Origin of the sequence: Arthrobacter bussei, from assembly GCF_009377195.2 — a bacterium.
GTDB classification, from domain to species: domain Bacteria; phylum Actinomycetota; class Actinomycetes; order Actinomycetales; family Micrococcaceae; genus Arthrobacter_D; species Arthrobacter_D bussei.
The window spans coordinates 1,518,644-1,539,117 of sequence record NZ_VJXX01000001.1; the positions used below are offsets into that span (position 1 = coordinate 1,518,644).

The following is a 20,474-nucleotide window of genomic DNA, read 5'->3' on the forward strand; positions in this document are numbered from 1 at the left end:
GGTCGGTCGGTCTCAGGTGGCGTCGGGGGTGGCGAGCGAGGGCGCCCCCTCGTCCTCCCTGCCGAGCGTCTTCAGGTTCCAGCGCCGGATGACGAACCGGAACAGGACGTAGTAGACGGCCGCGTAGCCGAGGCCGATCGGGATGAGCCAGAGCGGCTTCTCGGCGATCCCGAAGTTCAGCACGTAGTCGATGGCCCCGGCGGAGAACCCGAATCCGTGATGGATGTCGAGGGCGTTGACGAGTGCCATCGAGGTGCCGGTCAGGACGGCGTGGATGACGTACAGGGGCCAGGCCACGAACATGAAGGAGAACTCCAGGGGCTCGGTGATCCCCGTCAGGAACGCCGTGAGGCCGGTGGAGAGCATGATGCCGCCGACGATCTTCCGCTGGCCGGGCCGGGCCTCCTGCCAGATGGCGAGCGCCGCTGCGGGCAGGGCGAACATCATGATCGGGAAGAAGCCGGTCATGAAGACCCCGGCGGTCGGGTCACCTGCGAAGAAGCGGTTGAGGTCGCCGCTCGTGCCCTCGTAATCGCCGAGGATGAACCACACGAAGGAGTTCAGGATGTGGTGCAGGCCGAGCGGGATGAGCATGCGGTTCAGGAAGCCGTACACGCCGCTGCCCGCGACGGTGTTCTCGGAGACGGCCTCACCGACCGCCGTCAGGCCGTTGTTGAAGATCGGGTACACCAGCGCGAGAAGGACACCGATGATGATGGCGGCGAAGGACGTGATGATGGGGACGAAGCGTCGCCCGCCGAAGAAGCCGAGCCAGTCCGGCAGTTTGATGCGATGGTAGCGCTGCCAGAGCAGTGCGGTGGTGAGACCCATGATGATGCCCGCGAGCACGCCGTAGTTGATGACGGGCGGGTCCTCGCCCTCGGCGGGCGCCCCGAGCACCACGGGTGCCATGGCTTCGAAGACGCCGGTCATGACGAGGTAGCCGACAACGGCCGCGAGCGCCGTCGAGCCGTCCCCCTTGCGGGCGAAGCCGAAGGAGATGCCGACGGCGAAGAGGAGCGGGAGGTTGGCGAACAGGGCGTTGCCCGCCGCGCCGATCACGGCGGCCACGGTGGTCAGCGCTTCGAAGCTGCCGAGGAGGTCGTCCTGGCCGAGGCGCAGCAGGAGGGCTGCAGCCGGGAGGGCGGCGATGGGGAGCATCAGGCTCCGCCCGAACCGCTGGAGGTTCTGGAGCGCCTTGCCCTCGCTCTTCTTCTTTCCGGGGGCTGACGCGGAGGATGCGCCGGAACCTCCGGGCATCGGTGTCTGGTCGGTGGTCATCGTGCTCCTCGATTCGGTGTGCGGGGTGTCCGACGGCTCGCCGGGACAGGTACGCCGGTGTAGCTGGTGGACGGGTTGCGTCGGTGCTGAGTGCTGGTCTGGTGGTGCCTGCTTGTGGCTGTGCTGCCGACTCAGTAGAGTCTGCTCCAGCTGGTTATAACCAGTGAGTGTGATCACTCTGAAGCCTCGAACGCATCTCTGTCAACAACGGGGACGGGGACGATCACACGCACACGACGAGCCCTGACCGCAGGACCGAAGGAGCAGACATGTCCAAAGCAGAGACCATCCTCGCGGCGCTCGGAGGAGCAGCGAACGTCGAGGAGATCGAGGGGTGCATCACGCGCCTGCGGACCGAGGTGGCGGATGCCTCGCTCGTGGACCAGGCCGCGCTCAAGGCAGCCGGCGCACACGGGGTCATGGTCGCCGGGACTGTGGTGCAGGTGGTCGTGGGGCCGGAGGCCGAGAACCTGGCCGAGGACATCCAGGACCTGATGTGAGTTCGGCTGCTCCCGCGGCCCTGCGGGTGGCGTCACCCCTGCCCGGTCGCGTGATCGCCCTGGCCGACGTCCCCGACCCCGTCTTCGCCTCAGCCCTCGTGGGGGACGGCGTCGCCGTCGTACCGCACGACGACGCCGCGGTGCTGACCGCCGTCGCGCCGCTGGCCGGCCGCGTCGTCAAGATCATGCCGCATGCCTTCATCGTCCAGCACGAGAGCGGCCCTGCCGTCCTGGTCCATGTGGGGATCGACACGGTGCACCTGAAGGGTGAGGGCTTCACCGTGCACGCGGCGAAGGGCGACGTGGTCGCCGTCGGCGATGCCATGGTCGGCGTCGACGTCCCGTTCATCCGCTCGAAGGGCCTCGACCCCTGCTGCCCCGTCGTCGTCCTCGACACAGCGGCCGGCGCTGTGACCGGCACGGCCGCCGGCGCGTCGGTGGCCGTGGGCGGTCTGCTGTTCACCCTGCCGCCGGCGACCGCCTGACCATGGAGCCCGATGTGGACGACCTCGGGGCCGGTGAGCTCAAGCACGTATGGGTGCGCCGGAAGATCCAGGAGCTCGTTGCCGCGAGCAGCCTCCGCCCGGGCGATGCACTGATCGGCGAGCGCCAACTCGAGGAGGAGTTCGGAGTCTCGAGGATCACGGTGCGCCGTGCCATCGCGGACCTGGTGCAGGACGGCGCCCTGGTCCGCGTCAAGGGCAAGGGCACGTTCGTCTCGCACGGGATGGTCCGCTCCACCCTGCACCTCGCCTCGTTCAACGAGGACATGAGGGCCGCAGGCTTCGAGCCCAGCACCAGGGTCATCACGGCAACCACCACAGCACCGCCACGGGAGGCCGCCCATCATCTCGGCCTTCCACCACATGCGGAGGCGCACCTCGTGGCCCGCCTCCGCCTCGCCAACGGGGCCCCGGTCAGCGTCGACGAGTCCTGGCTCCCGCCGTCGTTGCTGCCCGGCCTCCTCGACCACGACCTCACGGGCTCGCTCTACCGGGTCCTGGCCGCGAGCGGCTACCCCGTGGAGCGCGTGGAGCAGACCGTGGAGGCAGCCGCCGCCCCCGAGAGGATCGCGCGGCTCCTCGACGTCGAGCCGGGCGCCCCCGTCCTGCTGTTCCATCGCCGCTCCTTCAGCGGCCGGAACGAGCCCGGGACGCCGATCGAGTACTCCATCTCCACCTACCGCTCCGATCGGTACCAGATCTCCATGCACCTCGGCCCGCACTAGGCCGGCGCTCCGTCCGGCAGTGAAGGGCGGGCGCGGTGGGCGGACCGGCTCGTTCACCCGGGCCTGCCCATGTGGCGGGCCGGCCCAGGCAGCGCGCCTGCTCAGGCAGTGGGGCGGAGGGCGGACTGCACGACGACGACGTCGGACCCGTACTCGGCGTCCATCCGCGCCTGGAAGGAGCCGTCGTCGTAGACCACCATGAGGCTGACGAAGCCGCGGTCCACGCCGGCGGTCACGGCGTAGCCCTCGTGACCGGTATAGACCTCGGGAAGGATGCGGTCGAGCTCCTGCCGGTCGGTGGTGCCCTGGCGTCCGGCGAGGGGATCCTCGAAGGGCAGGGCGTCGTAGAGGGAGAGCGGGACGGGGATGCCGGTGCGGGTGAAGACGCTCCCGTCCCACGTCCCCGTGACCGCGTAGGCGCCCCAGGTCACGCCCGACGCCGTCTCGGCCTGCTGCGCGAGCCCCCAGTCCCAGCCCGCCACCTCGGGACCCGAGCACTGCGGCGGGTAGGACTCGGCAACACCACCGAGGCAGAGCTGCGGCGGAGCGTCCCCGATCTGGAGGACGGTGCCCTGGCCGGCAACGGGCCCGTCGGCGGGCGGCGGCGCGAAGGCTGCGGGTGTGGGGACCGGGGACGTCGAGGGGTCGGCGGGATCCGATGGACCGGTGGTGGCGCGCGGTGAGGTGGCCGGCCCGCCGACGACTGCACCGGCGCCGCCATCCGCCCCACAGCCGCTGAGCAGTACCGCTGCGAGGACCAGCACTCCGACGTGCACCGACCGTGTCATGCACCCATGATCGACGACCCGCACCCTTCCGGCCATGGCCCGCCCCGCATCAGCGCCGAACCGTGACCACGCGCCGAGGCGGGATGGACCGGCATCCGGCCGGGCGCCCTACGGGCGGGACGACGGCGCGGCGGGACCAGGGCGGCCGCCGCAGGACGACGCTGTGCGGTGGGGAGCCGAACGGCCTATCCTGTGGAGACGTGCCTCGGTTCGGCTGGTCTCACGGCGTTCGCGCCGGGTCCGCGCCATGGCGTCCCGCCCATCACTGCTGCCGGAGATGCATGAGACCCGCCTATACCTTCGAGACCACGTACGAGATCAGCCGGTTGGAGAGGTGCGCGGTGACCGTCCGCGCCCGGGAACCGGTCTCCGTGACGGAGGTCGATGCGCTCATGATGCTGCGCCGGGGATTCGAGCTCACCGACCACCGACCGTACGTGGTGTTCGTCGACCTGAACGACGTCGTCGAGATCCTCCCCGGAGCACGCCGCGTCCTCGCTTCCGCACGGCACGTCCTGGCCGCCTCGATGCTCGGCAGCACGCCCGTGGACCGCATGATGGCCGCCGGGTACGCGCACGCCGCCTACCCGGCCGAGTACTTCGAGGACAGGGCGGCCGCGTTCCAGTGGCTGGCCGTGATGCACGACCTGCTGTGCGCCGACCCTGTCCCCCACACCATGAGCCTGACCATCGACCTCGATCCCTTCGACCGGCCCCGTTATCAGCCGACGCGCGGCTGACTCCCGCCGCAGGCACGCGGCGGCATCGGCGATCGGGTGCCCGCGATGCTGGAGGCTGTCAAGGTGACCGACCGCAGGGACGGGTGCTTGTGTGACGCCGAGAGCCGTCCCTAGCGTGAGGACCATCGAAGGCCACGCCCACGCAGCACGGCAGAAGGAGTACGGATCATGAGAGCTCTCGTCTGGCACGGTGAAGGTGACATCCGCCTCGACACGGTCGACGATCCCACCATCCTCGACCCGAACGACGCGATCGTGCGCATCACGCGCAGCGCGATCTGCGGGACCGATCTTCACTTCATCCGGGGCACCATGTCCGGCATGAAGGAAGGCACCATCCTCGGCCACGAAGCGGTCGGTGAAGTCACCGCGGTCGGCGCCGCCGTGCGCCGCTTCGCCCCCGGTGACCGTGTCGTCGTGTCCTCGACCATGTCCTGTGGCGTCTGCTGGCAGTGCCGCGCCGGCCACACCGCGCAGTGCGACACCGCGAATCCCAACGGCCCCCAGGCCGGGACCTGCTTCTTCGGCGGCCCGCAGACCACCGGCCCCGTGAACGGCCTGCAGGCCGAGTACGCCCGCATCCCCTACGCCTCCAACACGCTGACCGCGCTCCCCGACACCGTCAGCGACGAGCAGGCGATCCTGCTGTCGGACATCTTCCCCACCGCCTGGTTCGGGGCGGAATTGGCCGGGGTCCAGCGCGGTGACACCGTCGCCGTGTACGGAGCGGGCGTCGTCGGGCAGTTCGCCATCGCGTCCGCCTTCCGCCAGGGAGCCTCGCGCGTCTTCGCGATCGACGGCGTCGAGACCCGCCTCGTGCAGGCACTCGACCAGAACGCCGACGTCGTCGACTTCAACCGCGAGGACCCGGTGCAGGCACTGATGGACGCGACCCTCGGCATCGGGGTGGACGCCGTGATCGATGCCGTCGGCGTCGACGCGCAGCGCCCCTCCTCCGGACCGGCGGCCGCCCACGGCGAACAGCAGGCCGACGAGTTCGCGCGGGAGGTCGCGCAGGTGGCGCCCTCGACCAACGTGCAGGGCGAGAACTGGGTCCCGGGGAACGCGCCGTCACAGGTGTCCCGGTGGAGCGTCGAGACGGTGCGGAAGTACGGGCGGATCGGCATCATCGGCGTGTACAGCCCGCAGATGATGTCCTACCCCATCGGACAGGCCATGAACAAGAACCTGACCGTCCGCATGGGCAACTGCGACCACCGCTCGGTCACGCCACCCCTTCTGGATCTCGTGGCCTCCGGCGTCTTCGACCCCACCAGGTTCATCACCCAGCACGAGCCGATCTCGGACGTCGTCGACGCCTACCTGACCTTCGACCGCCGCGAGGAGGGCTGGTTGAAGACCGTCCTCACGACGTCGTGACCCCCGCGCCCCGCGGACAGGTCGGCACGGCCGGCGGCCGGTCCCGCACTGTCCGCCGGGACGTGATCAGGACGCAGGGTCCTCGTCGGAGGGATCGTCCGCGGGGAGGACGAGGATCTCGGCGATGCGGCGACGATCCATCCCGGTGACCTGGAGGGTCGCGCCCTCCACCTCGACGACGTCACCCTGGCGGGCGAGCCGGCCCAGGCGTTCGAGGACGAAACCGGCAACGGTGTCCCAGGTGCCGCGGGGAAGCTCGATGCCGGTGGCCTCCTCGAAGTCCTGCAGGTTGAGCCGGCCATCGACCACCCCTCCGCCTTCCGCCATCTTCGCCGGCGCGGCATCGGTGTCGTACTCGTCGAAGATCTCGCCGACGACCTCCTCCACGAGGTCCTCGAGGGTGACGATGCCGTCCGTGCCGCCGTATTCGTCGATGACCACGGCGATATGCGTGTTGCGGGCGCGCAGCATGGTCAGCGTCGGCAGGACGCGGGCCGTCGCCGGCAGATAGGGGATGGAGCGGATGACCTCCGTGACCGGTGTGCCCGGATCCAGCGCCGCAGCCTCGTAGAGATCGCGTACGTGCACGAACCCCGTGATGTCGTCGATCGACTGGTCCACGACGGGATACCGGGAGAACGGCAGGCCCGCGATCTGCGCCACCGCATCGCCGACGGATTCCGCACCGGTGATGGCGACGACCTCGGGGCGCGGTCGCATGACCTCGCTGATCTGCCGGTCGCGGAGGGACAGGACGTCGTCGAGGATGCGGCGTTCGTCCTCGGGCAGTCCCTCATGGCTCGTGACGATGTCCCGGAGTTCCTCCTCCGTCATGCTCTCGCTCGTGCGGGTCGGGTCCCCGCCGAGGAGGCGCACCACCGCATTGGTGGACACGGACAGCAGCCAGATCACGGGCCGCATCACCCGGGCGAAGTTGTTGAGGACGGGCGCCACGGCGTAGGCGAACTGCGCGTTGCGCTGGATCGCGAGCCGCTTGGGCGCCAGTTCACCGAGGACGAGCGACAGGTAGGCGACCACCAGCGTGAGCAGGATCGTGGCGAGCGTCAGCGAGGCCTGCTCGCCCAGCCCGAAGGCGACCAGCAGCGGAGCGACGGAAGGGGCGATCGAGGATGCTCCGTAGGCTGCGGAGGCGAAGCCCGCCACGGTCACACCGATCTGCACCGCGGACAGGAACGTGTTCGGGTTGCGCGCGAGCGCCGCGACCTTCTCGCCCCGCCTGCCGCGCTGGGCGATGGCGTTGACCTGGCTGTCCCGCAGGGTCACCAGAGCCATCTCGGTGGCGGCGAACACCCCGCCGATCAGGACGAAGACGATGACCAGCGCGATGTTGAGGATCAGCTCCCCGTTCATCGCTGCCCCAGGTCGGCGGGCTGACCCGGCACCTGCCGGGTGCCGGGTCTGTCGGAGTCGGACGAGGTCTCGGGTGATCGGGGCATGACTCCACTCTAGGAGAACGCGCGGTCGACCGCAGGGCCACGCTCTGCCGCCTGGTCGGGGTCAGCCGAGCATCCGGAGCTCGCGTCGCAGATTGTCCGAAGCGCGGTCACCCCAGCGTTCCCGTCCCGCCGTCGTGCGGAACAGCGGATCGAGGGCGATCAGCCGCGTCAGCACCGCCCGGCGACCCTCGATGAAGTCAGTATCGGGGACCTGCGCATACTCCTCGCGGACGGCCGCGGTGTACCGCGCGTACTCCGCCTCGGAGCCGCCCAGGACCGCCAGGTCCGCATCACACAGCAGGTGTCCGGCGCGGTCGTCCTCCGCCGGATCGTGGCCCGCCGTCAGGAGCACGAGCCGCTCCACCTCGCGCACCTCGGCCGGAGGGACCCGCCCGGTCAGGCGTTCGACGGCGAGGTCCGCCGATGCCTGTTCGTCATCGCCCGCCACTGCCTCGTACACGGCGTCGTGGAACCAGGCCGCGACGACCACCGGCCGGCGCAGGGCGTCATCCTCGTCCTCCAGCAGGAGGTCGAGGGCCTCCAGGACGGCGAGGAGGTGCGTCCGGGTGTGATAGCGCCGGTGCTGTTCCCCCCAGCGGTCCAGGAGTTCGGCGCCCAGGTCAGGATCGGACGGAAGCACCGAGGACCAGCGGGAATCGAGAGCCGCACGGAGCTTCGGGCCCCGCCGTCGGGCAGGGATCCGCAGACCGCTCGCGATCAGGGCGCGCACCAACTCGGCGCCACCGACCTCCTCCGCACCGCGCTCGACCAGCTCCCGGTACCGGCGCACCGGCACATCGTAGTGGTCCTCGTCGAACGCGCGCCGCGGTATGCCCGCGGCCTCGGCGAAGGTGTGCAGCTCCCGCAGGGACGACGTCGACACCAGGTGGGAGAAGACCGTGCCGTGCGCCGGCCAGGACGGAGGATCGATGAGGACGGCCATGGGCAGCAGTCTAGGTGCGGCCCATGACCGTCCGTCACGGAGCGGGCCGCGTCGCCGCGCCGTCGAGCCACAACTCGGTGGAGGCGTCCCTGTGTGCCCCGCCGGTACCGACATGCTTTTCGCTGATCGTGGTGCCGTTCCTGATCACATGGACGAGGGCCATGGCGTGACCGCGCCCGAGCTCGTGGTCCTCCTTGAGCCAGGCGATGATCTCGCCGGCCTTCGCGCCCGATCCGTCGAACCCCCGTTCCTTCGCCTGCGCCACGAGTTCACGCGGCGTGAGCCCCGTCTTCGACTCGATCGCATCAAGGTATGCCTGGAAGGACATGTCTACTCCCCGACCGATCCGGTACGAAGACCGTAGGACGCGAGGACGTTGCCACGACTCGTCGTCGTGACCTCCTGCAGTTCCAGTCTCGTGACGGGGTCCGACGCCTCGAACAGGTGGCGGCCCGCACCCGCCACCACCGGGTGGATCATCAGGGTCAGTGAGTCGAGCAGCCCAGCGAACATGAGCTGGCGGACCAGGGAGATGCTGGCGCACACGGCGATGTCCCCGCCGTCCGTCTGCTTCAGACCGCGGACGAAGTCCTCGAGCGGCTGGCCCATGAGGGACGCGTTCGTCCAGCCGAGCGGACCGGACAGGGAGCGGGAGGCGACGAACTTCTCGACGGGATTGATGAAGGCGCCGAAGGGGTCCGCAGCCTCCGCCGCGGGCCAGTGCTGCGCCCACTCCTCGTAGCCGTGGCGGCCCAGGAGCACGGTGTCCACCCTGCTGATCATGGCTCCCATCCCGGCTCCGAGCTCATCGTCGAAACTGTCGAGCTGCCAGAGATGGGGGTCCTCCACCACTCCGTCCACCGAGGAGAAGAGGCCTGCTGTGAGTCTGCGCATGGGGTGCTCCGGTCTGTGTCGAATGCTGCTGTCCCCCAGTAGACGTCACGGAGGGCCCGGAGTCATCGACCCTCGCCCATTTTTCCGGCCTGATTCCTCCCGAACACCGCCCGCCCTCGCTACGCTCGAGGCATGCAGCCCGCCACCGCCGCCTCACGCAGGGACGCCGCATCCGGCCCCGTGCGGCCCGACGCCTCGTTCGACCATCTCCTGGAGGCCTCGCGCCGGGAGCTCACCGGCTACTGCTACCGCATGCTCGGGGCAGCCTCGGAGGCAGAGGACGCCGTGCAGGAGACGATGATCAAGGCATGGTCCCGCAGGGACACCTTCGCCGGCCAGTCCTCCCTGCGGACCTGGCTGTTCCGTATAGCGCACAACGTCTGCGTCGACATGCTGCGCAGCCCGCAGCGGCGCGCGCGGCCGATGGACCTGGGGCCCTCCACGCGGACTGCGGACGCGGTGCTGGGCGCCCCACTCACCGAGGGGACCTTCGTGCAGCCCATCCGCGACGATCGGGTGATCGACACCTCGGGTGACCCCGCCGTCGTCGCCGAGGCCCGTGACACGGTCAGGCTCGCCTTCATCGCCGCCCTGCAGCACCTGCCGCCCCTGCAGCGCAGCGCGCTGATCCTCTGCGAGGTGCTCCGCTGGTCCGCCGCCGAGGTGGCCGACCTGCTCGATGCCACCACGGCGTCGATCAACAGCGCACTGCAGCGGGCGCGCAAGACCATGGCCGGGTACGAGCCGAGCGCCGGCATGCCGCTCGAGGACCCCGCGCACAGGGACCTCCTCGCCAAGTATCTGCGCGCCTTCGAGTCCTACGACATGGACCTGCTCGTCTCACTGCTGCGCGACGACGTCGTGCTGTCGATGCCGCCGTTCGACCTCTGGCTCAGCGGCCCGGACGACGTCATCGCCTGGTTCGTCGGCAAGGGCAGCGTCTGCGAGGGCGGCCGCCTCCTCCCGCTCGGTGTCAACGGTGCGGGCGGCTTCGCCAACTACCACCTCGTGGAGCCGGGCCTCTGGAAGCCCTGGGCCATCCAGGTCATCGAGACCGCAGGGGGCCGGATCATCGGGCACCACAACTTCCTGTACCCCGAGCTGTTCGACGACTTCGGGCTCCCACCGGTCATCGACGAACGGCCGGCCGCCTCCCCGGCGGACGCGGATCGTGCCGGAACCGCGGACGAGAGCAGGTAGGCGGGTGATCACCGTGCACCTGCGCTATGAGATCGACCCGGACAGGATCGCCGACTTCGAAGAGTACGGGCGCCGCTGGATCCGGCTCGTCGGGAAGCTCGGCGGCAACCATCACGGGTACTTCCTCCCGGGCGAGGGCGACAGCGACATCGCCTACGCACTCTTCACCTTCCCCTCGCTGGCGGACTACGAGCGCTACCGAACGGAGTCCCGGACGGATCAGGAGTGCATCGAGGCGTACCGCCTCGCGCAAGACAGCGGCTGCATCCGTCGCTACGAGCGCCGCTTCCTCACACCGATGTTCGACTAGCCGTCCCGCCCGCCCAGTGCCCATTCCTGGGCTGCCCGCGGGCATTCGAAGTACCGCGTCTCGGACAGCCCCTGGTCGAGGAACGCCGCGATGACCTGGTCCACGGGCCCGGTGCCGACGTAGGCGATGCGCGAGGAGAGGGAACTCTCGAGGATGAGGGTCCGAGCCGCCGCAGCGATGCCGACCATGCCCTGCAGGTGCACCACGAGCGGGAGCCGGTAGCCGTCGGACACATCGCGGATGACCTCGGCGGCGCCGGCCACGTCCGTGAGGCCGAGCACGGCGCCGGGCGCCCACCAGAGGGAGAGCAGACGCGGTTCGACCCGCAAGCAGAACGAGCCGGAGCAGAAGCGGCAGGGCGGTGCGGGGAAGATGGTCGAGGCAGCCGGGCAGGATCGCAGCGGTGCTGGACTTCCGAGGACGATCTGACTCACGCGGTGCCTCCAGGGGTGGGTAGGTCCGCGCCCCAGCGTCCGGATGAACCCACTCTGGCACGGTGCAGCGGGCCCTGTCGCCATTCCGGACAGAAGCGGGTAGTCGGCCCTGTACAAAACGAGTGGCGAGTGGCATCGTCCCAAGTGATCCGCACCAGGAGACGGCCCGACAGCCGCCAGGACGCCAACGGGGGCAGCCATGTCAGCAGCACGGAAGACCGTTCTTCTCGCCATCGGGACGAAGAAGGGGTTGTGGCTCGCGACGAGCACGGATCGTGAGACCTGGACACTCTCCGAACCCCTCTTCCTGATGGAGGAGATCCCGAGCGTCGGCATCGACACCCGGGGCGGCACCACGCGCCTGTTCGCAGGACGCATGTCCTGGCACTTCGGCCCCTGCATCGCGCACTCGGACGATCTGGGGACCACCTGGACCGAGCCGCAGGAGGGGAGCATCCGCTTCGCACCCGAGGACGGCGCCGCCCTCGAGCGTGTCTGGCAGATCCAGCCCGACGCCGAGAACCGCCCCGGTGTGGTCTGGGCCGGCTGCCAGCCCATCTCGGTGTGGAAGTCCACCGACCACGGCGAGACCTTCGAGCTGAACCGGGGCCTCTGGGACCACCCCCACCGCAGCGAGTGGGGCGCGGGTTTCGGCGGTGCGGCGGCGCACACCGTCCTGCCGAGCCCGACGGACGAGACCCTCCACGTCGCCATGAGCACCGGAGGCGTGTACCGTTCCGACGACGGCGGAGCCTCCTGGCAGCCGAGGAACAAGGGCATCAGCGCCTACTTCATGCCGGACCCGGATCCGGAGTTCGGTCAGTGCGTCCACAAACTGGCACGCGACGCCGTCGACCCCGACCGCCTCTTCGCCCAGAACCACCACGGCGTCTACGCGACAACGGACCGGGGCGATTCCTGGCAGTCCATCGCGGACGGCCTGCCGGCGGACTTCGGTTTCGTGATGCTCTCGCACCCGCACCGCAGCGGCACGGCCTGGGTGATCCCGCTCAAGGCCGACGGTGAGCGCATCCCGCCCGGCGGGCACCTCGCCGTGCACCGGACGGACGACGGCGGCGCCACGTGGCAGGCGTCCGACGCCGGACTGCCGCGCGGCGAGTACAACGCGGTGCTGCGCGACGCCGCCTGCGTGGACGACGACGCCGTGGCGGGGGTGTATTTCGGGACGCGTGGCGGAAGCGTCTACGCGAGCGCCGACGAGGGCCGCACGTTCCGGGAAGTGGCGAGCCACCTGCCGGACGTCCTCTCGGTCCGTGCCGCCGTGGTCCCCGCCTGAGCCGGTGCAACCCATGGAGATCCCGCCCGGGGCCGCGGCCGGTGACGTCACCGTGCTGATCCCCACGTTGCTGCGACCGTACGTGGAGGGACACACAGAGGTCGGTATGACAGTGCCCGACGGCGGCGACGTCGCCGCACTGCTGGACCGGCTCGGCGAAGGGCGCCCCCTGCTCGAGCAGCGGATCCGCGAGGAGACGGGGGCGCTCCGGCGGTACGTCAACATCTACGTGGACGGTGAGGACGTACTTCGCCTCGACGGCCTCGCGACGCCCGTGCCTCCCGGGGTGACCGTCATGATCATCCAGTCCGTGGCCGGCGGCTAGGGACCGGGCGCGGCGTAACACAGAGTTAACGGCGGCCGCCGGACGCGGAAACGTGGTGCTGTCTACCATGGCTCAGCGCGGCGTGCCCTCCGGGTTCCGTACCCCACCCCCTGTACGGGACCCGGCCCTGTCCCCTCCGGCACGCAGGAGCGCTGTCACGGAAATGGACTCCCATGGATTCTGGAAACGTCGCTTGGATTCTCGCCAGTTCTGCGCTCGTCTGTCTGATGATCCCGGCTCTGGCCCTGTTCTACGGTGGGATGGTCGGCTCCCGGCGCATCCTGAACATGATGATGATGTGCTTCGGCGGGGCGAGCCTCGTCGCGGTGCTGTGGGCGCTCTTCGGCTACTCGATGGCGTTCGGTGACTCGGTCGGCGGGCTCGGCCTGATCGGTGATGTCGCCGAGTACGCCGGCATGGGCCAGCTGCTCGCGGAGGACCCCGCGGCCTCCATCCCGCCGATCCTCTTCGCCGCCTTCCAGCTGTTCTTCGCCTGCGTCACCACGGCGCTGGTGGCCGGGGCCGCGGCCGGGCGCATGAAGTTCGGTGCCTGGATGATCTTCGCGGGTGTCTGGGCCACCCTCGTCTACTTCCCGATCGCGCACTGGGTCTTCGCCTTCAGTTCGGAGGACGGCTCCGTGGTGGGCGGCTGGATCGCGAACGACCTCGGGGCGATCGACTTCGCCGGAGGCCTCGCCGTGCACATGAACGCCGGGATCGCGGCCCTGGCACTGTCGCTCGTGCTCGGTCGCAGCCACGGCTGGCCGACGGTCGATCACGCCAAGCCCCACAGCCGTCCCCTGATCCTCGTCGGGGCAGGCCTGCTGTGGATCGGCTGGTTCGGCTTCAACGCCGGATCGGCGCTCTCCGCCGGCCAGTCCGCCTCGGTGGTGTTCCTCAACACGGCCGTGGCGGCCTCCGCCGGCCTTCTCGCCTGGGCCCTCGTGGAGCGGATCCGGAACGGTGCGGCCACCAGCCTCGGTGCGGCGTCGGGCCTGATCGCCGCCCTGGTGGCGATCACCCCCGCCTGCGGTGCGGTGAGTCCGATGGGCGCCCTCGCCATCGGCGCCATCGCCGGGGCCGTCTGCTCGCTCGCCGTGGAGCTCAAGTTCCGTCTCGGCTTCGATGACTCGCTCGACGTCGTCGCGGTTCACCTGGTCGGCGGCATCCTCGGCACCCTGCTCATCGGGCTGTTCGCCACCGAGGACGCGCCGAACGGCGTGGCGGGGCTCTTCTACGGAGGAGGCTTCGAGCTGCTCGGGATCCAGTCCCTCGCGACCGTGGCCGTCCTCGCCTACTCCTTCGTGGTCACCTGGGTGATCGCGCAGGTCCTGCAGCGGACCATCGGGCTCCGGATCGAGCAGGAGGACGAGATCCGCGGCATCGACATCGCGGCCCATTCCGAGTTCGCCTATCTGACGGACGAGGATCCGGTGGACCTCGGAGCACCCCGTCCGTAAGCCTTGCGCAGATTGTTGAACAATCTGTAGACTCCCGTTCGAGGCGTGACGCCCGTCACGCCACCTGCTGAACCGATGACGGGAATCCCATGGCCGACAGGGCAGCGAAGAAGAGGACACCGGTGGCAGTGCGCCCCGAACGGGGCGCACTGCTGGGAGCCATGTTCCTCATGGCGACCAGCGCGGTGGGGCCCGGCTTCATCACGCAGACCAGTACGTTCACCGTGGCTCTCGGGGCCGCCTTCGCCTTCGCGATCCTCGTCTCCATCCTGGTGGACATCGCCGTGCAGCTGAACGTGTGGCGCGTCATCGGTGTGACGGGTCGCCGCGCCCAGGAGCTCGGGAACCTGGTGCTGCCGGGCGTGGGCTGGTTCCTCGCGGCCCTGATCTTCCTCGGCGGCATGGTGTTCAACATCGGCAACACCGCCGGCGCCGGGCTCGGCCTGAACGCGATGCTCGGGGTGGACGCGAAGATCGGCGGAGTGGTCAGCGCCGTGATCGCCATCGCGGTGTTCCTCATCAAGCGCGCGGGCGCGGCCCTGGACCGGATCGTCGTCGTCCTCGGTGCCCTGATGATCCTGCTGACCGGGTACGTGGCCGTCGTGTCGCAGCCACCCGTGGGGCTGGCGATCAGGAATGCCGTCATCCCGGACCAGATCGACTTCCTCGTCATCACCACCCTGATCGGCGGGACGATCGGCGGCTACATCACGTACGCGGGAGCGCACCGCATGCTCGACTCCGGCGTCGTCGGGCCGGCGAACGTCCGCCAGATCACCCAGAGCTCCGTGCTCGGCATCATCGTGACAGGCGTCATCCGCGTACTCCTGTTCCTGGCCATCCTCGGAGTCGTCGCGGGTGGTGCGGAGCTCGCGAGCCAGAACCAGGCCGCGGAGGCGTTCCAGATCGCCGCTGGGGAGGTGGGACTCCGGCTGTTCGGCATCATCCTGTGGGCCGCTTCCATCACGTCCGTGATCGGGGCGGCCTACACGTCGATCTCCTTCATCACCTCCTCCGCCACTGCGCCCCGCCGCCGGAACATCTACACCTGCGTCTTCATCGCCGTCTCCGCCGTGATCTACCTGCTCGTGGGACAGGCGCCGACGACGCTGCTCATCGCCGCGGGCGCCGTGAACGGGCTGATCCTGCCCGTCGGCTTCGCCGTGATCCTGTGGGTGGCCTGGCGTCGGAGGGACCTCCTGGCGGGGTACGTGTACCCGAAGTGGCTCCTGGTGGTCGGGGTCCTCGCCTGGCTCCTGACCCTCTTCCTCGGCTACCAGTCGCTCAGCGGTCTCGCGAAGCTGTGGGCATGACCGCCGAAGGGGTACCGGCCCCACCCGATGCATCCCGCCTCACCGCTGGCGAGGCGCGCGCCCTCTTCCGCCGTGGCATTGTGGCGCCCAGCGCGGGCTGGGCGGACGGCTACACGCAGGCCAACCTGCTGATCGTCCCCGCGGACCTCGCCTACGACGTCCTGCTCTTCGCGCAGCGCAACCCGAAGGCCTGCCCCGTCCTCGACGTCCTCGACGCGGGACAGGTCACCGGGCGCCTCCTGCCCGACGGCGACATCCGCACCGATGCCGCGCGGTACGTCGTCTACTGCGACGGAGTCCCCGTGGAACGGCCCACGGACCTGCTGGAGGTCTGGCAGGAAGACCTCGTGACCTTCATCATCGGGTGCAGCTTCACCTTCGAGTCGGCCCTGCGGGCCGGCGGCATCCCGATCGCGCACATCGACCAGGGCGTGAACGTGCCCATGTTCCGGACCGATCGCCGGTGCCGTCCGGCAGGGAGTCTCGCCGGACCGCTCGTCGTCTCCATGCGGCCGGTCAGCCCGGACCGGATCGCCGACGCCGTCCGGATCACCTCGCGCTACCCGGCCGTGCACGGCGCTCCCGTCCATGTGGGGGACCCGGCGGCCCTCGGGATCGCCGACCTCGGCTCACCCGATTTCGGTGATCCGGTGGACCTGCCCCGCGGTACCGTCCCGGTGTTCTGGGCCTGCGGGGTCACGCCCCAGGCCGCGGTGATGGAGTCCCGGCCGGGCCTGGCCATCGGCCACGCACCCGGCCACATGCTGGTCACCGACGCGCGCGACAGCGACTACCTCGTCCCCTGACAGATCGATCCGCGGGTGTCCGAGCAGCCCGCACGCTCCACGATTCGTCGCGCCGCGAGTCCCTGACGGGTCGGCTCGCAGATCGCCCGGCCTCGCGTACTCCAGCGCGCGAAGCCGCCCGCGCATCGTCGGCCCCGCGAGTGCCCGGTGCACTTCCTCGCGATCAGAGCCGCAGGGCATCGAGCCCGGCCAGTGCCCCGTCCGGCCCGACGGAGGCGATGCCGTGCACACGCGCCCAGGAGGTCAACTCCTCCGTGATGGCCCGCGCGATCCCCGACCACCGGGCGTAGGGCACGACATAGACGTCGGTCACCTCGGCAGCGGTGCCGATCAGGCGGAGTCCACCGCACCCGACGGGCTGTCCCGACGCCAGCTCGTACGCGATGAGGAACACCGCGATGTCCGAGCCGTCGTCGGCCGCGACGGGGACGGGCGGCTCATGCCCGCTCCCGGACTCCGCACGCAGCGCCTCCCGCAGCCCCATGGCCACGGGGTTGGTCCAGGGGACCTGTCGAACCCTCAGCGTCTGCACGGCAGCCTCCTGTGGACGGGGTGTTCTCCCTCACGCTACGGACCGGCGGTTTCCGCCGCGTTTCCGGCCGCGAACATCCCTGTGCCGGGAATCCCACAGCCCTCCACCGCGGAGCGCCTGGCCGGTGACCGGCAGGCGGGCTCAGTGGGCACCGGGTGGGTAGGATGAACCCCGTCGACCAGTCGACGGGGTTCAGAAGCGAGCCGAGATCATCCAGCGCGCTCCCCGAAGGATCCGTCCCATGACGTCACGCAAGTCCCCGTCCCATCCCTTCCTCGCGACGAGCGACCTCCGCACGGGCAGGGGGACGGCGGCGTGCCCGACGAACAGCAACTAGCCGTCGAGGCCGCCGAGGACGGCCTGACCGCACTGCTGCAGGACATGGTGCTCGACAGCGACGACGTGCAGCAGTTCCTCGACGGGCTCGTGGAGGTCGCATCCCGGGCGTTCACCGGAGAGCACGGCGAGGTGTTCTGCGGGGTCACGCTCCTCCGGCCACAGTCCATGACCACGGTCGCCAGCAGCAGCGAGCAGGCGCGCGTCATGGACGAGGTGCAGTACGGGTTCGATGACGGCCCCTGCCTGCGGGCCGCCCGCGAGGGCTACACCGTGCACATCCCTGACTTCCTCGCGGAGGACCGTTTCCCCGAGTACCGGCAGGCCATCGCGGGCCACGGGATCCGCTCGGCTCTCGGCATACCGATCCGCCTCGACGCCGGCGCCAGCGCCGGGCTCGACTTCTACTCGACCAGGCCGCATGCCTTTCCCGACACCAGCATCACCGTGGCGGAGGGCATTGCGCGGGACGCCTCCCGATCCCTGCGACTCTCCGTCCGGATCGCGCATCTCACCGACGACGCCGGCAACCTGAGGGCAGCGCTGGAGTCGCGCACCATGATCGACCTCGCCGTGGGCGCGATCATGGCGCAGAACCGGTGCTCGCAGGAGGACGCCGTGAGGATCCTCCGTGCTGCCTCGCAGGGCCGGAACGTCAAACTCCGCGACCTCGCGGCCTCCGTCCTGGCGTCGCTGGGCCAACAGGGCCCCGTCCGCACGCACTTCGACGGATAGGCTTCGAGGGAACTGCAGGGGAGGGGACAGCGTGGACTGCGGTGGACGATACACCGGTCCGACGGAGGACGGGACCCCAGGGGACGGACGTGGTGCGATTCGGGCCCGACGGCATCGAGAACGTCAGCGATCCCGCTCCCGGCGCACCGCCGCGAGGAGTTGGGACTCCGCCTGGTCCAAATAGGCGCGCATGCCCTCCGCTGCCTCGTCCGCCCGATCCGCCCGCAGCAATGCTGCGATGTCCGCATTGGCCTCGACATAGGGGGCGTGGAACGCCGGATCGTCACCCATGCCGTGGAACACCAGGCGCATCTCGGCCAGCACCTCGGACATCATGGCGTCGAACCGCGCACTGCCCGCCCGCGCCACCACCGCCTTGTGGAAGTCCTGGTTGGCGTCCGCCATGGCGGCGACGTCGCCTGCGTCCCGCGCTGAGCGGGCCCGGGCGATGACGGCGTCGCGCTCGGCCGCTGCCGCCCCGGAGTCGGCACCGCCCCACCGTAGCGCCGCGGGTTCCAGGTACCGGCGGACACGGTAGATCTCGGCGATGTCCTCAGCTGTGGGGCGGGCGACGAAGACTCCCCGGTTGGGGACCCTCGTCACGATGTTCTCCGCGGCGAGGATGCCGAAGGCCTCCCGCAACGTGTTCCGGGAGACCCCGAGCGCGGACCCCAGCGCCTCCTCGAGGAGCTTCGTCCCGGGCGGAAGGTCACCCTCGGCGATGCGGGTCCTCAGCGCACCCGCGACCCACTGCCCCGTATGGGCGTGGCGCGCTCCGCTGGAGAGCCGACGCATGGCCGCCAGGGCGTCGTCGAACGTCATGGTCCCACCCTAACCGGGCCCGCCCGCCCGGTATCCGGTCCGATCAGGGGTCTGCGACGAGGAACCGCACGGTGGAGCCTGGCGGCAGCTGGGCCGCCCGGTCCAGGTCGGCGGAGACCACGACGGCGATGACGGGGTACCCGCCGGTCACCGGATGATCGGCGAGGAACAGGACCGGGAGGCCCGACGGCGGCACCTGGAGGGCGCCGCCCACCGTGCCCTCACTCGGCAGCTCCCCCTCCCGGGTCCGCTGCAGGGCCGGCCCGTCGAGGCGGAGTCCGATCCGGTTCGACTGGGCGCTGACCGTCCAGTCGGACGAGCAGAGGCGCTCGAGACCCTCGGCACCGAACCAGTCGTCCCGGGGGCCCGGCCGGATGCGGAGGACCTCGGGCGAGGCGGCACGCCGGAGTGATTCGGGATCGCCGACCGGGGACGCGGACGCCTGCGCAGCCACGGCGAGCGGCGTGCCCGTGGCGAGCGGTTCGGGCCCCAGCCCGGACATCGAATCGGTGGAGCGACTGCCGAGGACCTCGTCCGCGGCGAAGCCGCCACGGACCGCCGTGTAGGACCGGAAACCCGTCGCCGGGGCGGACTGCCGCAGCACCTCGCCCGCGCGCAGGAGGAACGGTGCACAGGCGAGCGGCTCCCGCTCGCGGCCGTCGGGCATCGCGATCGTCAGGCCGACGTCGGCGCCCGTCACGGCGAGCACCTGATCTGTCCCGGCCTCCAGGGCCAGCCCGCCGTTGAGGCTCTCGATGACCGCTGCACCCGCTGTGTTGCCCACGAGACGGTTGGCCTGGCGGGCGGCCGACCGGTCCAGCGCGCCTGCCTCCGCCACCCCGAGGGACATGAGCCCGGGCCTGCCGAGATCCTGCAGCGTGCTGGAGAGGCCGGGGTGCACCACCACGAGGTGCGGCGACTCCATCGCGTGTGCTGCGCCGACGTCGACCGGGCATGCGGGCGCTTCCCCGCTCGTGGCCGCCTCGCCGGGGGCGCCGCGTTCCGCCGGCTCCGCGGGCGGTGCACTGCGTCCGGGTGATCCCGCCGACGCGCCGACCTGGACGCGGTGCCGCACCGGGACGAACCGGACGCGGTTCCCGGGCCGGATGAGCGCCGGCTGCTCGCGGTGCGTGTCCCACAGGACGGCGTCGGTGCGGCCGATCAGTTGCCATCCGCCGGGTGACTCCCGCGGATAGACCGCCGAGAAGGCTCCAGCGAGGGCCACGGACCCGGCGGGCACGGCGGTGCGGGGTGAGTCGCGCCGTGGCACCTCGAGGCGGGGATCGCCGCCTGTGAGATAGGCGAAGCCCGGCGCGAACCCGCCGAAGGAGGCGGTCCAGGGACGGGAGGAATGGGCAGCGACGACGGCGTCCTCGCTGAGACCCGTCCGCCGCGCCACCTCCGCCAGGTCCTCGCCGTCGTACTGCACCTCGATGGTGACGAGCGTGTCCTCGACCTCCACGGGAAGCGTCGGATCGGTGGTGCGCAGGCGCTCCGCGAGCGCCTCGAGGTGTACCGCGTCACGCACGGTCACGAGCACGGTGCAGGCCGCCGCGACGACGTCCACCTGTCCGTCGGCCGGCCTGGCCTGCAGCTGGGACTGGATGCTGAGCACCTCGGTCAGGCCCGGCAGTTCGACGAGCAGTCCGCGGTCCCCGACGGCTCGGAGCGTCATCCCGGTCCTACCCGCCGG

Annotated in this window: 23 protein-coding genes; 13 read left to right on the forward strand and 10 right to left on the reverse strand. The window is 70.4% G+C overall.

What is annotated here, in order from left to right; genetic code table 11:
* Window positions 1-12: 12 nt before the first annotated feature.
* Window positions 13-1,281 carry a PTS transporter subunit EIIC gene (locus FNH21_RS07235; RefSeq protein WP_191931688.1) on the reverse strand — a complete coding sequence of 423 codons (1,269 nt, stop codon included), beginning with the start codon at window positions 1,279-1,281 and terminating at the stop codon, window positions 13-15.
* Between the two features lie 269 nt (window positions 1,282-1,550).
* Between FNH21_RS07235 and FNH21_RS07240 the strand changes: the two genes are divergently transcribed.
* Genes FNH21_RS07240 through FNH21_RS07250 form a run of 3 tightly spaced genes read left to right on the forward strand, consistent with a single transcriptional unit; the run spans window position 1,551 to window position 3,009 of the window.
* Window positions 1,551-1,781 (forward strand): PTS sugar transporter subunit IIB, encoded by a 231-nt coding sequence (locus FNH21_RS07240; RefSeq protein ID WP_152813413.1) that lies wholly within the window; start codon window positions 1,551-1,553, stop codon window positions 1,779-1,781.
* Complete coding sequence (locus FNH21_RS07245; protein ID WP_191931689.1) at window positions 1,778-2,266, forward strand: glucose PTS transporter subunit IIA; 489 nt, start codon at window positions 1,778-1,780, stop codon at window positions 2,264-2,266. Before FNH21_RS07240 ends, FNH21_RS07245 begins: the two co-directional genes overlap by 4 nt.
* 2 nt (window positions 2,267-2,268) lie before the next feature.
* Window positions 2,269-3,009, forward strand: coding sequence for a GntR family transcriptional regulator (locus FNH21_RS07250; RefSeq protein ID WP_152813415.1), 741 nt, complete (start codon window positions 2,269-2,271; stop codon window positions 3,007-3,009).
* A 101-nt stretch (window positions 3,010-3,110) separates the two neighbouring features.
* Here FNH21_RS07250 and FNH21_RS07255 read toward each other — a convergent pair whose 3' ends face one another.
* A complete protein-coding gene (locus tag FNH21_RS07255) occupies window positions 3,111-3,797 on the reverse strand; it encodes a hypothetical protein (RefSeq protein ID WP_152813417.1) in 687 nt (228 codons plus the stop codon).
* Window positions 3,798-4,078: 281 nt separating this feature from the next.
* On the opposite strand from FNH21_RS07255, the gene FNH21_RS07260 reads away from it, so the two are divergent.
* Both FNH21_RS07260 and FNH21_RS07265 read left to right on the forward strand, forming a co-directional pair.
* A complete protein-coding gene (locus FNH21_RS07260; RefSeq protein ID WP_152813419.1) occupies window positions 4,079-4,537 on the forward strand; it encodes a DUF7793 family protein in 459 nt (152 codons plus the stop codon).
* A gap of 168 nt (window positions 4,538-4,705) precedes the next feature.
* On the forward strand, window positions 4,706-5,917 hold the full coding sequence (locus FNH21_RS07265) for an alcohol dehydrogenase catalytic domain-containing protein (protein WP_152813421.1): 1,212 nt from the start codon (window positions 4,706-4,708) through the stop codon (window positions 5,915-5,917).
* Window positions 5,918-5,983: 66 nt separating this feature from the next.
* Here the strand turns inward: FNH21_RS07265 and FNH21_RS07270 are convergent, their stop codons facing one another.
* The 4 genes from FNH21_RS07270 to FNH21_RS07285 form a co-directional block, all read right to left on the reverse strand.
* Window positions 5,984-7,288, reverse strand: coding sequence for a hemolysin family protein (locus FNH21_RS07270; protein WP_152813423.1), 1,305 nt, complete (start codon window positions 7,286-7,288; stop codon window positions 5,984-5,986).
* Between the two features lie 147 nt (window positions 7,289-7,435).
* A complete protein-coding gene (locus FNH21_RS07275) occupies window positions 7,436-8,317 on the reverse strand; it encodes a DUF4031 domain-containing protein (protein WP_152813425.1) in 882 nt (293 codons plus the stop codon).
* Window positions 8,318-8,351: 34 nt separating this feature from the next.
* Entirely contained in the window at window positions 8,352-8,645 is a 294-nt protein-coding gene (locus FNH21_RS07280) for a DUF4287 domain-containing protein (protein WP_152813427.1), read from the reverse strand.
* Window positions 8,646-8,647: 2 nt separating this feature from the next.
* Entirely contained in the window at window positions 8,648-9,211 is a 564-nt protein-coding gene (locus tag FNH21_RS07285; protein WP_152813429.1) for a dihydrofolate reductase family protein, read from the reverse strand.
* Between the two features lie 132 nt (window positions 9,212-9,343).
* Here FNH21_RS07285 and FNH21_RS07290 point away from each other — a divergent pair, with 132 nt between their 5' ends.
* On the forward strand, window positions 9,344-10,411 hold the full coding sequence (locus FNH21_RS07290; RefSeq protein WP_152813431.1) for a sigma-70 family RNA polymerase sigma factor: 1,068 nt from the start codon (window positions 9,344-9,346) through the stop codon (window positions 10,409-10,411).
* Between the two features lie 4 nt (window positions 10,412-10,415).
* Window positions 10,416-10,721, forward strand: coding sequence for an NIPSNAP family protein (locus FNH21_RS07295; protein WP_191931690.1), 306 nt, complete (start codon window positions 10,416-10,418; stop codon window positions 10,719-10,721).
* Here FNH21_RS07295 and FNH21_RS07300 read toward each other — a convergent pair.
* On the reverse strand, window positions 10,718-11,155 hold the full coding sequence (locus tag FNH21_RS07300; protein ID WP_152813433.1) for a hypothetical protein: 438 nt from the start codon (window positions 11,153-11,155) through the stop codon (window positions 10,718-10,720). The two genes, FNH21_RS07295 and FNH21_RS07300, sit on opposite strands and share 4 nt — an antisense overlap.
* Before the next feature lie 199 nt (window positions 11,156-11,354).
* Here FNH21_RS07300 and FNH21_RS07305 point away from each other — a divergent pair, with 199 nt between their 5' ends.
* The 5 genes from FNH21_RS07305 to FNH21_RS07325 all read left to right on the forward strand — a co-directional run bounded on the left by FNH21_RS07305 (window position 11,355) and on the right by FNH21_RS07325 (window position 16,356).
* The gene (locus tag FNH21_RS07305) at window positions 11,355-12,452 is read left to right on the forward strand and encodes a WD40/YVTN/BNR-like repeat-containing protein (protein ID WP_152813435.1); all 1,098 of its coding nucleotides are present in this window, start codon (window positions 11,355-11,357) and stop codon (window positions 12,450-12,452) included.
* Window positions 12,453-12,465: 13 nt separating this feature from the next.
* Entirely contained in the window at window positions 12,466-12,777 is a 312-nt protein-coding gene (locus tag FNH21_RS07310) for a MoaD/ThiS family protein (protein WP_152813437.1), read from the forward strand.
* A 173-nt stretch (window positions 12,778-12,950) separates the two neighbouring features.
* The gene (locus FNH21_RS07315; protein WP_152813438.1) at window positions 12,951-14,237 is read left to right on the forward strand and encodes an ammonium transporter; all 1,287 of its coding nucleotides are present in this window, start codon (window positions 12,951-12,953) and stop codon (window positions 14,235-14,237) included.
* A gap of 89 nt (window positions 14,238-14,326) precedes the next feature.
* Window positions 14,327-15,550 (forward strand): NRAMP family divalent metal transporter, encoded by a 1,224-nt coding sequence (locus FNH21_RS07320; RefSeq protein ID WP_241742752.1) that lies wholly within the window; start codon window positions 14,327-14,329, stop codon window positions 15,548-15,550.
* On the forward strand, window positions 15,547-16,356 hold the full coding sequence (locus FNH21_RS07325) for a putative hydro-lyase (protein WP_152813440.1): 810 nt from the start codon (window positions 15,547-15,549) through the stop codon (window positions 16,354-16,356). The genes FNH21_RS07320 and FNH21_RS07325 overlap by 4 nt, the downstream gene beginning before the upstream one ends.
* A 163-nt stretch (window positions 16,357-16,519) precedes the next feature.
* Here the strand turns inward: FNH21_RS07325 and FNH21_RS07330 are convergent, their stop codons facing one another.
* Entirely contained in the window at window positions 16,520-16,888 is a 369-nt protein-coding gene (locus FNH21_RS07330; protein WP_152813442.1) for a GNAT family N-acetyltransferase, read from the reverse strand.
* Between the two features lie 315 nt (window positions 16,889-17,203).
* Here FNH21_RS07330 and FNH21_RS07335 point away from each other — a divergent pair, with 315 nt between their 5' ends.
* A complete protein-coding gene (locus tag FNH21_RS07335; RefSeq protein WP_338403182.1) occupies window positions 17,204-17,959 on the forward strand; it encodes a GAF and ANTAR domain-containing protein in 756 nt (251 codons plus the stop codon).
* Between the two features lie 123 nt (window positions 17,960-18,082).
* Here the strand turns inward: FNH21_RS07335 and FNH21_RS07340 are convergent, their stop codons facing one another.
* The gene (locus tag FNH21_RS07340) at window positions 18,083-18,781 is read right to left on the reverse strand and encodes a GntR family transcriptional regulator (RefSeq protein ID WP_152813444.1); all 699 of its coding nucleotides are present in this window, start codon (window positions 18,779-18,781) and stop codon (window positions 18,083-18,085) included.
* A 43-nt stretch (window positions 18,782-18,824) separates the two neighbouring features.
* Window positions 18,825-20,456 carry a 5-oxoprolinase subunit B/C family protein gene (locus tag FNH21_RS07345; protein ID WP_152813446.1) on the reverse strand — a complete coding sequence of 544 codons (1,632 nt, stop codon included), beginning with the start codon at window positions 20,454-20,456 and terminating at the stop codon, window positions 18,825-18,827.
* Window positions 20,457-20,474: the final 18 nt, after the last annotated feature.